General features: G+C 39.1%; 16 protein-coding genes. 2 read left to right on the top strand and 14 right to left on the bottom strand.

Annotation, left to right across the window (positions count from 1 at the left end; genetic code table 11):
* Nucleotides 1-50 precede the first annotated feature (50 nt).
* From coaE to ACOV1Q_RS10615, 14 genes are all read right to left on the bottom strand, one after another.
* Complete coding sequence (gene coaE / locus ACOV1Q_RS10550; protein WP_424494360.1) at nucleotides 51-635, bottom strand: dephospho-CoA kinase; 585 nt, start codon at nucleotides 633-635, stop codon at nucleotides 51-53.
* Nucleotides 632-1,591: a YbbR-like domain-containing protein gene (locus ACOV1Q_RS10555; RefSeq protein WP_424494361.1), complete on the bottom strand. Its 960-nt coding sequence runs from the start codon at nucleotides 1,589-1,591 to the stop codon at nucleotides 632-634. The genes coaE and ACOV1Q_RS10555 overlap by 4 nt, the downstream gene beginning before the upstream one ends.
* The gene (locus ACOV1Q_RS10560) at nucleotides 1,581-2,591 is read right to left on the bottom strand and encodes a glycosyltransferase family 2 protein (protein WP_424494362.1); all 1,011 of its coding nucleotides are present in this window, start codon (nucleotides 2,589-2,591) and stop codon (nucleotides 1,581-1,583) included. The genes ACOV1Q_RS10555 and ACOV1Q_RS10560 overlap by 11 nt, the downstream gene beginning before the upstream one ends.
* A 246-nt stretch (nucleotides 2,592-2,837) precedes the next feature.
* Nucleotides 2,838-3,665: an enoyl-ACP reductase FabI gene (locus ACOV1Q_RS10565; protein WP_424494363.1), complete on the bottom strand. Its 828-nt coding sequence runs from the start codon at nucleotides 3,663-3,665 to the stop codon at nucleotides 2,838-2,840.
* 45 nt (nucleotides 3,666-3,710) lie between these two features.
* Nucleotides 3,711-5,363: a DNA repair protein RecN gene (recN, locus tag ACOV1Q_RS10570; protein WP_424494364.1), complete on the bottom strand. Its 1,653-nt coding sequence runs from the start codon at nucleotides 5,361-5,363 to the stop codon at nucleotides 3,711-3,713.
* 102 nt (nucleotides 5,364-5,465) lie between these two features.
* The gene (locus tag ACOV1Q_RS10575) at nucleotides 5,466-5,651 is read right to left on the bottom strand and encodes a hypothetical protein (RefSeq protein WP_424494365.1); all 186 of its coding nucleotides are present in this window, start codon (nucleotides 5,649-5,651) and stop codon (nucleotides 5,466-5,468) included.
* A 104-nt stretch (nucleotides 5,652-5,755) separates the two neighbouring features.
* The gene (gene porD / locus ACOV1Q_RS10580; protein WP_489686615.1) at nucleotides 5,756-6,649 is read right to left on the bottom strand and encodes a type IX secretion system protein PorD; all 894 of its coding nucleotides are present in this window, start codon (nucleotides 6,647-6,649) and stop codon (nucleotides 5,756-5,758) included.
* Nucleotides 6,642-7,853, bottom strand: a complete 1,212-nt coding sequence (coaBC, locus tag ACOV1Q_RS10585; RefSeq protein ID WP_424494367.1) for a bifunctional phosphopantothenoylcysteine decarboxylase/phosphopantothenate--cysteine ligase CoaBC — start codon at nucleotides 7,851-7,853, stop codon at nucleotides 6,642-6,644. Before coaBC ends, porD begins: the two co-directional genes overlap by 8 nt.
* Before the next feature lie 6 nt (nucleotides 7,854-7,859).
* Nucleotides 7,860-8,183: a DNA-directed RNA polymerase subunit omega gene (locus ACOV1Q_RS10590; protein WP_424494680.1), complete on the bottom strand. Its 324-nt coding sequence runs from the start codon at nucleotides 8,181-8,183 to the stop codon at nucleotides 7,860-7,862.
* 15 nt (nucleotides 8,184-8,198) lie between these two features.
* A complete protein-coding gene (locus ACOV1Q_RS10595; protein ID WP_424494368.1) occupies nucleotides 8,199-9,014 on the bottom strand; it encodes an outer membrane protein assembly factor BamD in 816 nt (271 codons plus the stop codon).
* 112 nt (nucleotides 9,015-9,126) lie between these two features.
* Nucleotides 9,127-10,002: a 4-hydroxy-tetrahydrodipicolinate synthase gene (gene dapA, locus ACOV1Q_RS10600; protein ID WP_424494369.1), complete on the bottom strand. Its 876-nt coding sequence runs from the start codon at nucleotides 10,000-10,002 to the stop codon at nucleotides 9,127-9,129.
* The gene (locus ACOV1Q_RS10605) at nucleotides 9,999-10,523 is read right to left on the bottom strand and encodes a DUF6913 domain-containing protein (protein WP_424494370.1); all 525 of its coding nucleotides are present in this window, start codon (nucleotides 10,521-10,523) and stop codon (nucleotides 9,999-10,001) included. The genes dapA and ACOV1Q_RS10605 overlap by 4 nt, the downstream gene beginning before the upstream one ends.
* Nucleotides 10,524-10,578: 55 nt before the next feature.
* Nucleotides 10,579-11,262 carry a hypothetical protein gene (locus ACOV1Q_RS10610; RefSeq protein WP_424494371.1) on the bottom strand — a complete coding sequence of 228 codons (684 nt, stop codon included), beginning with the start codon at nucleotides 11,260-11,262 and terminating at the stop codon, nucleotides 10,579-10,581.
* 95 nt (nucleotides 11,263-11,357) lie between these two features.
* Nucleotides 11,358-12,044: a hypothetical protein gene (locus ACOV1Q_RS10615; RefSeq protein ID WP_424494372.1), complete on the bottom strand. Its 687-nt coding sequence runs from the start codon at nucleotides 12,042-12,044 to the stop codon at nucleotides 11,358-11,360.
* Between the two features lie 189 nt (nucleotides 12,045-12,233).
* Between ACOV1Q_RS10615 and ACOV1Q_RS10620 the strand changes: the two genes are divergently transcribed.
* Both ACOV1Q_RS10620 and ACOV1Q_RS10625 read left to right on the top strand, forming a co-directional pair.
* Entirely contained in the window at nucleotides 12,234-12,989 is a 756-nt protein-coding gene (locus ACOV1Q_RS10620; RefSeq protein WP_424494373.1) for a 5'-nucleotidase C-terminal domain-containing protein, read from the top strand.
* Nucleotide 12,990: 1 nt separating this feature from the next.
* The gene (locus ACOV1Q_RS10625; RefSeq protein ID WP_424494374.1) at nucleotides 12,991-13,902 is read left to right on the top strand and encodes a bifunctional metallophosphatase/5'-nucleotidase; all 912 of its coding nucleotides are present in this window, start codon (nucleotides 12,991-12,993) and stop codon (nucleotides 13,900-13,902) included.
* The last annotated feature ends 3 nt before the right edge of the window (nucleotides 13,903-13,905 follow it).

The following is a 13,905-nucleotide window of genomic DNA, read 5'->3' on the forward strand; positions in this document are numbered from 1 at the left end:
ATTTACGGCCTAAATGGTTTAACCAAAAGTTAACAAAAGAAATCTAGAATTCACGAGGTCTTAAGAAGATTTTGATGGATTTTTCGCACTTCTTTTTGAGTGTTGGAAAGATCTTTATTTTCAATGATAAAGTCGGCCAGTTTCAGCTTCTTTTCATCCGGCCACTGATTGTTCATTCGAGCCTCAATTTCAAAAATTTGTGACTTATCCCGTTCCTGAACTCTCTTTATCCTCTCTGCACGATCGGCAACTACAAGAATCGAGAAATCACACTTTTTATAACCACCTTTTTCAAAAAGAATGGCAGCTTCATAAATAACATATGGGGCAGCCTGTTTTTCTTTCCAGTTTCCGAAATGTGCAGCTACCTGTGGATGGATAATATTGTTGAGTTCCTCCAGCATTTCAGGATCACTAAAAACTTTCCCAGAGATATATTTCCTGTCCAAAGTATTCTCCCGGTAGGCCTGGGTTCCAAAAATGGCAATTATTTGCTCCTTTACTTCTTTAGATTCATTTTGCAGTTTACGCGCTTCTTTATCGGCGATATATACCGGAACACCCAGTTCAGCAAAAAAACCAGCTACTGTGGTTTTTCCGCTCCCAATCCCGCCTGTAAGCCCTACAACTTTCATTTTTTTATTATAAACTGAATTTTCTTTTCATTGAGACGCAGATTTTTTACAAAATCTGGCTGATCTGCAATCCTTGGAATAAGAAAATTTTGATTTTGATTTAAATCATTAAAATCCCCTACAACCCTAAAATCTGAAGCCTCTACCCTGCTAAAATCTTTGAGGTTTACCTGATAAAAAACCAGGATTTCTTTTGGAAAGATAACCACATTTAAACCTTCCGGAACATTTATCAACTCCACCGGAATTTCCAATGACCCTTCTGTAACCTTCTCCACATCAAGATTGTAATTTACCCTTTTTTGATAAACCGTGACTTTCTCCAGCCCCGAAGTATCAATTGCGATGCTGCCAGAAAGATCTCTTTTCACGTCATTTATAACAAGTGGCACTGTGGTTACACTATTTAAGGTATCTATGATATTATCTGGCCCGCTAACCGTCACCGAATCGGGTTCTAAACCCAGTCGATCTACAGCTGCATATCCTGCGCCAAAGCTTAGTTTTATCCTCGATGCAACAGGTATTCTTTTCTCCTGCCGCTGCTCAAAATTGATATAGATCTCATCCCTAAGAAATTCACTATCCTCAAAATTCAAATTCAGCTGTTCGCGAATTTCTTTTCTGTGCTCATCAATGATGTAAACCAGTCTTTGGTCTTCCTGTGGTAAATTGGAAATATCTATAGATAAAGTTGGAGTGATAAGGGAAAACCAGGCGATTTTAAAGCCATTTTCAATCATTCTTAACTGCAGCTGCTGTTCATTTTCCGGAGAAATAACTTTATCTGGCGGCACATTTACATATTCTACAGGAATTTCAATGATTTCATTATACACCTTTGAAAACTGAACGAAAATCCAGATAACCACCGCAAAAAAAAAGAAAAACAGGAAAGAATTAAAATTGGTTCTTTTAAATCTTGTTCGGGTAATGGCTTTTAAATTATCTAGCATTTTTAAAGAATAACTTTGGAAATCTTTTGCGAGGATCGTCTTTCCTTAGCCTAATATAGTAGGTAGAACGGCAGAAACCAAACCCATAACCCAGAAATTGAACCAGCGTTGCCCAAACAGTCATAAAACCTATTCCCAGGTTCTTATTTTGAGCTGAAGCATCAATGAAGATGAAGATAAAATACCCCAGAAAGAGGTACAAAAAAGCCATAAATCCTATGGAGCCCAGAATAATTGCCATAATGAATCCTGCGGAAAAGAATGTTGGAAACCAGAAGGTAATCTTATTTGATTCTGGGTGCCAGGAATTAAGGATTGGCCGCACCAGACCGAATTTGTACACCTGCCTGTAGAACTTTTCCCAATCTATCCTTCTTTTATGAAAAACGACAGCATTGGGAAAAAATCTTGTCTCAAAACCACTTTTTTGAAGCCTTAGTGCAAGATCTGGGTCCTCGCCAGGATGGATATCGCCAAAGCCGCCACTCTCTATGAACGCTTCTGCAGAAATTCCCATGTTGAAACTCCGCGGCTGGAACTTGCCCACCGCTTTTTTCTTTCCTCTAATTCCCCCTGTCGTAAAAAGGGAAGTCATAGCGTAGTTTATGGCTTTCTGAACTGAAGAAAAGCTTTCATGTGCCGCATCGGGGCCGCCAAAACAATGCGTAAAATTCTTTTTTAATTCCGCAGCAACATTTTTCAGGTAATCGGGAGGTAAGATTACATCTGAATCCAGGATAAGAAAGTAATTACCTTTGGCTTTTTTCATCCCAAAATTACGCGAATCGCCCGGGCCGGTATTTTTCTTTTCGTAATAACTTATGTCCAGTCTTTTCGAAAAGCAATGCACCATATCTCTTGAAGTTATGGAAGAACCATCTTCCACAATGACCACCTCAAACGGATTTTCAAAATCCAGTTGCTCCATACTTAGCAGCAACTCCCTGGTTTCTTCGGGCCGGTTGTAAACGGGAATAATGAAAGAAAAGCTGATGTCCATACCGTAAAAGTAGGAAGAAAAATCTTGTAAGGAGAAAAGCCTATAAAAACAAGGCTGTTCAGATAACTGAGCGTCATCCTGAATTTACTTCAGGATCTTCCATTTGGTTAATTACCAGTTCTAAGAAGCTGAAACAAGTTCAGCTTGACGGCAGAGATATTTGAACAGCCTCATTAGTTTATTTGTTGCTCATGCAACCAATTATCCTGAAAAAGGTTCAGGATATAATCTGTTTCCGAAGGAGAATTATTTCTCTTCCTGGTCTCTAGTAAAAGCTTCCATCACCTGCTGGCTCACTCCCATGTTTGAGAATCCGCCGTCATTGTAAAGATTTTGAAGAGTCACTCTCTTCGTAAGATCAGAGAATAAGGTGATGATATAATTTGCACAATCCATACCTGTAGCGTTTCCAAGCGGCGACATTTTATCTGCATACGCGATGAATCCGTCAAAACCTTTCACACCTGTACCGGCCGTGGTTGGCGTTGGAGACTGAGAAACGGTGTTTACACGCACATTTTTTTCTTTTCCGAAGAAATATCCAAAGCTACGCGCGATAGATTCCAGATATGCTTTGTTATCTGCCATATCATTATAGTCAGGAAAAACTTTTTGAGCCGCGATATAAGACAGCGCCATAATACTTCCCCACTCATTCATCGCATCTTTTTTGTAAAGACTCTGCATGGTTTTATGGAAAGAAACCGCCGACACATCCCATCCTTTAGTAGTGTAATCGTAGTTCATATCAGTATAATGATTTCCTTTACGAACGTTTACAGACATCCCGATTGAATGCAGTACAAAATCAATTTTTCCTCCCAGGATTTCCATTGCTTTTTCTACAAGGTTGTCAAGGTCTTCTACTTTTGTAGCATCTGCAGGAATGATTTCAGAACCTGTTTTTTCAGCAAGATCTTTAATACTTCCCATTCTCATGGCGATTGGCGCGTTGGTCAAAACAAATTCACCGCCTTCTTCGTGCACACGTTCAGCTGTTTTCCAGGCAATCGAATTTTCATCCAATGCTCCAAAAATAATTCCTTTTTTTCCTTTTAGTAGATTATATGACATGGTCAATTTTTTAGTTAGAGTTAGCGTGTAAAGATAACAAAGATTTTAATTCAGTAAAGCTTTTGCGTGGGCAACCGCCGATTCGCTCCTGGTGTTCCCACCCAGCATCATCGCAAGTTCCTCTATCCTGTCATCTCCTTTAAGCTCCTTAATATTGGTGATGGTGCTGTTCACCGCATCTTCTTTGTAAATCTTGAAATGACTGCTTCCTTTTCCGGCAATCTGCGGTAAATGCGTGATGGCGATAACCTGCATAGAACTTCCCATCTTCTGAAGAATTCCACCCATTTTCTGCGCAATATCCCCGGAAACTCCGGTATCGATCTCATCAAAAATGATGGTAGGTAATTTGCTGTAGGTGGCGAGAATACTTTTCACCGCCAGCATGATCCTGGACATTTCCCCGCCCGATGCCGCTTTTTTCATTTCATTGAAGTTTCCGCCTTTGTTGGCAGCGAGTAACCACGTAAGTTTGTCCTGCCCGTTTGAGTAAACTTCCTGCTGCTTTTCCAGCTGAATTTTAAGATTGGCATTCGGCATTCCGAGATCTGCCAGAATTGTTTCGATCTTTTTGATGAATTCCGGGATGACGGCTTTACGACTATCATGTAAAACTGCAGCCAGTTCTTCCAGCTCTTTTCTCTTTGCTGAAATGGCCTTTTCAGCTTTGCTTATTTCTTCATCGGCATTTTCGGAAATCGCGACTTTTTCAGAAAGGTCATTTTCAATCTCTTTTAATTCTGAAACCGTAGAAGCCATATGTTTCTTCTGAAGGTTATACAGCAACTGCAGGCGTGCATTCACCTGCTCCAGCTCTTCAGGGTTGGCTTCTACTTTTTCCAACGCATTTTCAAGTTCCACCGCAATATCATCAAGTTCAATAAAGACGCTCTGCAAACGCTCATAAAGCTGCTGGTAAGATCCTGAAATAGCCGAAATCTTCTGAAGGCTGTTCTTCGCTTCTTTTAAGGTGCTGTTCGCTCCAATCTCTTCCTGCTGAATTGAATTTACAGCAACTCCCAACTGCTCCTTCAGCTCTTCTACGTTGCTCAGCTCTTCATAACGCTCTTCCAGTTCCGCCTGCATTCCGTCTTCCAGTTTAGCAGAACGAAGTTCGTTCAGAAGAAAAAGATTATAATCATATTCTTTTGTAGCCTGTGCCTGCCCTTCTTTCAGCAGCTCCAGCTCCTTCTGAAGTGCTTTATATTCCTGTAAGTATTTTCTGTATTTCTTTAATGAATCGGCATTTTTGGCCAACACGTCCACGACCATGAACTGATAATCGTTATCACCAAGGCTTTGAGTCTCATGCTGACTGTGAATATCCAACAGGTGCTCGCCTAAAGCCTGCAGCGAATTCAGGTTCGCCGGAGTATCATTGACAAAAGCACGTGATTTTCCTGAAGGAAGAATTTCCCGTCTTATGATCGTCTGCTCTTCATAATCAAGATCTTCAGACGTAAAAAGAGGCTGCAGGTTATATGGAGAAACATTAAAAGTTCCTTCTATGACACATTTTTTCTCATTATTACGAATGGCGCTGTAATCTGCCCGCTTTCCCAACAACAGCGAAAGCGCCCCCAGCATAATAGATTTTCCTGCCCCGGTTTCCCCGGTAATAATGGTAAACCCCTCCTGAAGATCCATCTTGATATCTTCAATGAGGGCGTAATTTTTTATAGAAAGCGTTGTAAGCAATGGGTTTAAAATTTGGGATAAAGATACGTGAGATTTTATTCCAAATCAAAGATTAGGTATTTGTTGTTTGTTGTTCTTCAGTTGTGGGTTGAAACACCTAGTCTACCTAACGGTTTTATATTTTCCGAAGATTATAGCTGTGAGTAATAAGCCCACTCCAAACCCTGTAAATAAACCTTGTGCAGAATCTGAAAGATCTATAAAACGAGAGAGTATTTGTGAAACAGCAGTTACAATGATTCCAATGGATATTAGAATCAGGGTTTTTCGTTTGGTTATTTTTCTCATTTGTTGTTTTTATTATTAGTATTCCAACTTTGATGGATGTTACAACATTTTGAGCCTGATTCTACAAACCGCTTGTGGAAATCACATATCCACTTAACTATTAACTACCTAATATTGCTCCACCTTTCAGCAAAGGTAGGAGCCATATTATTAAGCGCATCCACTAATTGCGGGGTCGAAACTGAAGGTCCGCCACTGTAGACCTGTTGAATTTCATCTGCCTTGGCATCAAAGAATGTGCGCACCAATAAAGAATTTGGCCTGCTGCGATTCATATCATTTAAGTCGAGTATGGCAGTAGTGATCCCTGCTTTACCATTCTCTGGAGACATGTACATTAAATCAAGTCCTTTACGATGATACGTATACAATGCCTGTCGATGACCAATAAAAGCATTTGAGAGCAATTCGTTGTTTAACTGAAATCTTGAACGATTTCCATTTCCCGCACTCCAGCCACTACGTTGAGATTGTTGAGCAGTACCAATAATTTGATTGGCTGTTTCAAAATAGGAAGTTCCACCTTCCTCTTCAAAAGTATCGGCATCCAACCCCAGCATGGTATAAACATAAAAACTAACTACCGAGGTAAGATTGGAATTGAATTGGGTTGGACTGTAATCTAACGATTCGTATTCTGTATAGGTAAAACTGAACTGTTCATCGTTGTAATTGAATACAGGGCTTACCATTGTTGAACCATAGACCGGCCTGGAAGATTGTACCTGGATGCTTCCGCTAAAAGAGTTTGTATTGGGATTGTACTCCCTAATGTTGATGAACATGCTACAATTAATCCTTTCCTGCGGCGCAAATTCCCTATTGGTCCATTTGGTTTGATTGACAAATTCGGTTAAAGAATTTTCCAGCGTTTTAAAAATGGTAATATTGGTGCTACCAGTTTGCTCCGCGTTTACAATGACTTCACAATTTAGCTCCTGTCCAAAACCTAAGGCCACAGTAAAAATTAAAACAAGAGAGCAGCACCACTTACGCATGAAATAACCCGATTAGTTCTTTAATAATATCATTCGCCACCTGCTTTTTCGGCTTTAAAGCAAAATCCTTTTTCTCGCCTCCTTTAAAAAGAATCGAAATTTTATTCGTTTCCTTTTGAAAACCGGCACCCTCGTCTTTTAGGGAATTAAGTACAATAAAATCCAGTTTCTTTCTTTTCAATTTTCCAAGGGCGTTCTCTTCCTCATTTTCAGTTTCAAGCGCAAAACCTATCAGGATCTGTTCCTTTTTCCTTTCCCCAAGGCTGGCCAGAATATCCGGATTCTTTTGCAACTCTAAAATGAGGTTTTCGCTGTTCTTTTTTATTTTTTGTGTCGCCACATTTTTTGGCCGATAATCTGAAACCGCCGCCGAAGCGATTGCGGCATCCATTTTTTCAAAATGCTCGTGCGCGGCATCATACATTTCCTGAGCAGATTTCACCCTGATTACCTCAATTCCAAAACCGGGATCGGTCAAATGTGTAGGACCTGAAATGAGAACAACTTCTGCTCCCATTATTGCTGCTGCTTTCGCCAGTTCGTAACCCATTTTTCCGCTGGAATGATTCCCTATAAAACGAACAGGATCAATGGCTTCGTATGTAGGGCCGGCAGTAATTAAGATCTTTTTATTCCGAAGCGGTAAGGATTCAGAAATGTGGTTTTCGATGAACTTTAGGATTTCTTCCGGCTCGGCCATTCTTCCTTCTCCTGAAAGTCCGCTGGCAAGTTCTCCCGTACCTGCAGGAATCATAATATTCCCGTAAGAAATGAGCTTTTGAAAGCTATCTTTGGTGGAAGGATGCTGGTACATATCCAAATCCATCGCCGGAGCAAAATAAACAGGACATTTAGCTGAAAGATAGGTGGCAAGCAAGAAATTATCTGAATTCCCAGATGCCATTTTTGAGAGGGAATTGGCTGTGGCTGGTGCAATGAGCATAAGATCTGCCCAAAGGCCCAATTCAACATGGTTATTCCATTGTTGATTTTCATCTTCCTCCTTTGTAAAAGAGGAAAAGACTTCATTTTTTGAAAGAGTTGATAAGGTAAGTGGTGTTATAAAATCTTTTGCGGCAGGAGTCATCACGACTTTCACCTCTGCCCCTGCTTTCACCAACAACCTTACCAGGAAAGCTGTTTTATAAGCGGCAATACCAGCAGTAACACCTATTAGTATTTTCTTGCCGCTTATAATTGACATAATTATCTATTCTTCGCTTTTTGTGTTGCGAAAATATACTTTGTCTTCCAACCATTCCTGAACAGCTAAAGAATGAGGCTTCGGAAGTTTTTCATAAAATTTGGAAACTTCGATTTGTTCTTTGTTTTCAAAGATCTCATCAAGACTGTCATTGTAAGTAGCAAACTCATCAAGTTTCTCTAAAAGCTCCTTTTTGATCTCGGTATTGATTTGAGAAGCTCTTTTAGAAATAATTGAAATTGCTTCGTAAATGTTATTTGTAGGCGCATCAACTGAATTTTTATTCAGCGTGGTAGTGTTAACGGGCGCGTCTGTTCTTTTTAGATCCATCATAATACTTCTTGATTATAAATTTTGTTGTCTTGTCTCAATATCTGAAAAGGCAGCATCGGCCTCAGAGATAAATTCTCCTTCGGGATAATACCTTTTATAGTCGTTGTAATATTTCAATGCTACTTCCAGCCTTTCTTCCATCGCGTAAGCATAAGAGTTGATCGCATAAAGGTAAGCCGACTCTAGTTTGTAAAAGAAGGCCATTTCACGAAATGGGGAACCTGGATAATCTAGCAGGAAATTATCAAAAGCAGTAATAGCTGCTTTATAATTTCTTGTATGGTGGTATTGCTTGGCTATTTCATAGGCTTTCTTTTCAAGCTTTACGCGCAGTTCAGTCACCAGCACATTAGCTTCATCCATTTTTTCACTCTCCGGGAAACGATTTATAAAAGTCTGTAATTTACCAATGGCCTTAATCGTTTCTGTTTGGTCCAGGTCATATCGCGGAGAAAGAAAATAGTAACTTTTCGCGCCTTTAAAAGCGCCTTCTTCAAGTTTATCACTTTCCGAATAAGATTCCACGAAGCGCTCAAACTGATATCCCGAAAGGAAATAATCTCCCAGCTCGTAATAGGTATCAGCATACAGGAACATTAATTTCTGCGCCTGGGGTTTCCCTCTGTACGCAGGAACGATTTGCTCAAAAAGCCTAAGGGCTTTCCTGAATTTTCTTCGTTCATTACCTTCACCGGCCTTGGCTTCATTGTACAGTTTCTCTGCAGTACTATACTTCAAACCGGTGTCCTCGCTTTTTAAAACTTTTTGATACTGACTGCAGGATGCAGCTAAGATCAAAATACTAAGTAAGAGTATTCCTTTTTTCATTCTTTGTAAAAACATCTGGCAAAAGTACTCTTTTCTGCCATATTATAAAAACTTTCATAACAGGCATATTTTTTTCCAAATACCTGTAGATACAGGTGCTTCACCCGTCCTGTTAAAAACGTTCTACAAAAGAATTTATTTTATCTGTAAGATTTCCACTTGCTTCTACCAATGGTAGCCGCAAATTATTGCTGCAAATGTCCTTTTTGGCTAACAAAGCTTTTATTCCTACAGGATTTCCCTCAGCAAAAATAAGATCTATGGAAGGAGCGATGCGATAATGCAAATCATAAGCCTTATCTACCTGCCTATCCAGACCCAGTTTTACCATTTCTGAAAATTCTGAAGGAAAACCCTGCCCAATGACAGAAATTACTCCATGCCCGCCTGCAAGCACCATAGGCAAGGTGATCATATCATCTCCTGAAATAATCAAAAAATCTTCGGGCACAAGGCTTTTTAACTTCATCGCCTGCACTATATCTCCCGCCGCTTCTTTAATGCCAATGATATTATCAAAATCTTGCGCAAGTCGTTTTACTGTTTCAGGGAGCATGTTTGAGGCTGTTCTTCCGGGAACGTTGTAAAGGATCACAGGAATCGGGGAAGCCTCGGCTACCACTTTAAAATGCTGATAAATTCCCTCCTGGCTGGGTTTACTGTAAAATGGAGAAACCGAAAGTACTGCCTGGAATGCAGAAAGATCTGTGCTTTTCAATTCCTGGGCTACAGCGGCGGTGTTATTCCCACCAATTCCCAAAACCAGTGGTAATTCCTCATTGTTTTCAGCTATAACTGTTTCAATAACTAGCTGTTTCTCTTCCTTATTCAAAGTGGCACTTTCAGCTGTGGTTCCTAAAACCACCAAGTAATCCACCCCATTTTCAATCTGAAACCTTACAAGCTTTCTCAGGGCTTCAGCATCTACAGTTTTATCATTCTTAAAAGGTGTAATTAAAGCCACTCCTGTGCCAACAAATTCGTTCATTCTCTTATCTTGTTTAAAATTTTTAAATACTTCTTCAGTTCTGAAATAAAGATCTCAGGTTCCTCAAATTTGGCAGCAATAGAGATGTCAAAAATGTCATTTTCTGCCTTACTTCTCGCAACCTTTAAAGAGGCTGTAGAAGCTGCTGCCATTAAATTCAAAAGCTCATTTTCATTTTCAGGAAAAGCAATTAATAAATCATATTTATGATGGACAAAATCCCGCACTTCCTCGCTTCTAAAATTTCCATTCCATGTAATTTCTGAAGCCGTAATAACCAAACCTTTAAAATCTTCTTTCCCTGCTGAAATTTTGGTTACAAGAACCAGTTGAAAATCCTGCTCATTAACCTTTAGAAAATCTCTGAGCTTTACAAAAGCATCAATGATTTCAGTCTTAGCATGATCCAGAAGAACAACGATGCTTTTCACTTCTTTAGACTCTTCAGAAAATGCTCTTTTCTGAAGCAAAGCTGCCACTTTTTTCCTGGCAAACCCAAGCTTTATATTATAAATAACCACGATGCAAAATTAGTTATATATTACACATGCCGGTATGTGTATTAAGAAATTATGACTAAACTAGGTTAAGGAGGCGCAGCTTCTTTTCCCTGGTAGAAAAGAATAGAAATATCATTAAGAAAGCAGCAAATCTTGTAAGGAGTCCGGCAAGTTCAACGCTAACATCTTTAGTGTAAAAAATTGCCATATCCTGCAGCACATTTGAAAAAATAAAGGAAAGTATAAAGCAAATGAAGTAAACAGATTTCCGGGAAAAAGAATTGAGGTAATAAATTAAACCTGTAACGGCAAGAACCAAAAGACTCAGATAAAACAAGATGTATATCAAAAACTGAAAGCCGTCCCTAAAATTCGTTTTTATTTCTACCACATGTAGAGAAAGTAAATAGGAATAGATACCCACTACAAGAACAAAATAGAATCTAACCCGCCTTCTTCCTTTGGAATATTCGGTATAAAGAACTACTTCCTTAAACAGGAACCAGAAACAAATAAGCCAAAAGCTAACAGCTAAATAGTTAAAATACCAGAAATCACTAAAAACATTTGCAATACCGGCAAAGAACAACCCAATAAAGAAGCCATAATAATTAGATAGAGAACCAGAGATATTTTTGTGGAAAAACCCGAACAAAGAGAGAATCAGCAAGAATTGAGAAACATCCTGCAGCCACGTGATCTCATAAAAAATACCGAGGATTCCCAGGAGAAGAACAGCAGAGCCCAAGAAACCGGACAAAAATTTTAGCTTGAATGTCCATCTAAATAACTGCAACATCATTAATTAATATTCTTGAATCCAGATTCTGTCCTTCACGAATTTATTTTAAAAGATCAAAAACATCCCCAAATTCCAATCCACCTGCGGTTGAGTGAATACTTCACCAGGCAGTAAAACATGAATATATGAAAGGTGGGAAAAAAGAGATTCACACTTATATCCTGCAATATATATAGCTTAAAGTACAAAGATAATTCAGAAACCAGAAGCGAAGCTGAAGCCAACATCAACCACAAGGAGGTCCAATGAGATTTAATTAAATAACCCGTAAAAGCAATTGCAAGTAAAACCGAGAGCAAAACAAGATACAAATAGGTGGCAATCGTATAAGATGGTATTACCTCAGGCACGGTATCGGCCATAGTGTAGGTTAAAAATCCAAGAAAGCTATACATGATCAGGAGGGAAATCATTTCAACCTTGTGCAGATAAGCTCGCGGAAATCCAATTATTCCGCACAAATACCAAAGAAGAATTCCTACACTAAATAAGACCATCACCGCCAAAGGATAATTGCTAAAGCCATTCGTCATAAGAATATCCCGGGCATAAAAGCAAATAATAACGATCACCATGGGCCAAAATATTCGATCGGCCTTCTTAAAGTAGTATAAAAGGAGCGTTGGAACCATAGTGAAATTAGCCACTTTATAAACGGTGGGAAGTTCAAAAAAAGAACCTATACTAAAAAGCACCGCCAAAATAAGAAAGGTGATAAAAATCACGCCGGTTTGTTTCAATCTTTAATGATTAGACCTGAGGCGACTAAAATAGAAAAATTAAGATTTCTACCACAAGAAAAAACGGATTTTCCATTCTTTTTCCCATTTTTCCGAAGATTCCTTAAGAGGCTATTCTTTGGTAAATATTACATGCCTGATTAAAATGAAGGAAATTCCTTAATTTTGAGAATTGTTTTAAATGACATCATGAAAGCACCTTTTTTGATATTTTCAGCACTTCTTCTCACCTTAATTTCATGCGGTGAAACAAATTATAAAGTTTCCAAAATAGAGGGAAAACAAATTGCCATAAAAGATTCTATCCTTGCCAATGATTCAATCTTAGATTTTATAGCACCTTATAAAGAACGCTTAGCACAGGAAATGGATTCGGTACTGGCCTACGCACCAAACAACCTTAGCGAAACAAATAGAGATCTTAATATAGCCCTTGGAAATATGATGGCAGATGCCGTTATGGAATTATCTAACCCTGTTTTTAAAGCCAGGACCGGGAATAATTTGGACATGGTACTCCTAAATCACGGCGGGATACGCTCATCCATTAATAAAGGTGCAGTTACTACAAAAACTGCCTATCAACTTATGCCATTCGAAAATGAGGTGGTGGTCGCACATTTAAAGGGAGAGCAGATCAAGGAAATCGTACGTTATCTTATTGAAGGACAAACTGCTCATCCCATTGCAGGAATGGAACTTGCGCTTGATGCTAATAACGAAATTCAAAAAGCTCTTGTGCAGGGAAAACCTATACAGGACGATAAGATCTATTATGTAGCCACCAACGATTATCTTTATGAAGGAGGGGACAATATGAACTTCTTTTCCAAATCTCAGGAAGTAACAGCTCTGGATTATAAGATTAGAAATATACTCATAGATTATTTTAAGTTAAAGGACACCATTGCTCCTGTAGTTGATCAAAGATTTATTAGAAACTAAGATGGAAAGAAGAACTTTTTTGAAACAAACGGCAGCCGCAGGAGCCGTGGCCAGCGTGGGAAGTTTAGGATTATTCTCATTTTCTCCGGAACAAAAGCGAAAACATATTACCATTCTACACACCAATGATGTGCATAGTCATATCGAGCCTTTCGACCCTACTGATGCAAAATTTCCAAATCAGGGAGGAGTAGCACGAAGATATACCCTAATAAATAACATTCGGAAAGAGAACCCCAACACGCTCCTGCTCGATGCCGGCGATATTTTCCAGGGAACACCTTATTTCAACTTTTATGGGGGTGAACTCGAGTTTAAGCTCATGAGCAAAATGGGTTATGATGCCGCAACCATTGGAAACCATGATTTTGACAATGGAATTGACGGACTCTTCGCACAACTACCACATGCCAATTTCAGTTTTCTAAGCGCGAACTATGACTTTAGCAATACGGTACTGGACGGTCACACCAAACCATACCAGGTTTTCACCAAAGACGGATTAAGGATTGGCGTATTTGGCCTCGGAATTGAACTCGACGGACTGGTGAACAAAAAATTATACAAAGAAACCGTTTATCTTAATCCTGTTGAAACGACCCAGGAAATTACCCGCCAATTAAAGAATGATGAAAATTGTGATCTCATTATTTGCCTTTCACATTTAGGCTACCATTATAGAAACGAGAAAATTAACGATCTAAAACTAGCTTCCCTTACTAAGAATATTGATCTAATTATAGGAGGACACACTCATAGTTTCCTTGAAAAACCTACTGTGCAAAAGAACAGCGAAGGAAAAAATGTGCTGGTGAATCAGGTGGGCTGGGCCGGACTTAGATTGGGACGTATTGATTTCTACCTTGACAATAATGGAAATTCAACAGCCGAAGGAGCAACTATTATCGTATAGCAG

The organism is Salinimicrobium maris (assembly GCF_049680855.1).
Lineage (GTDB): Bacteria > Bacteroidota > Bacteroidia > Flavobacteriales > Flavobacteriaceae > Salinimicrobium.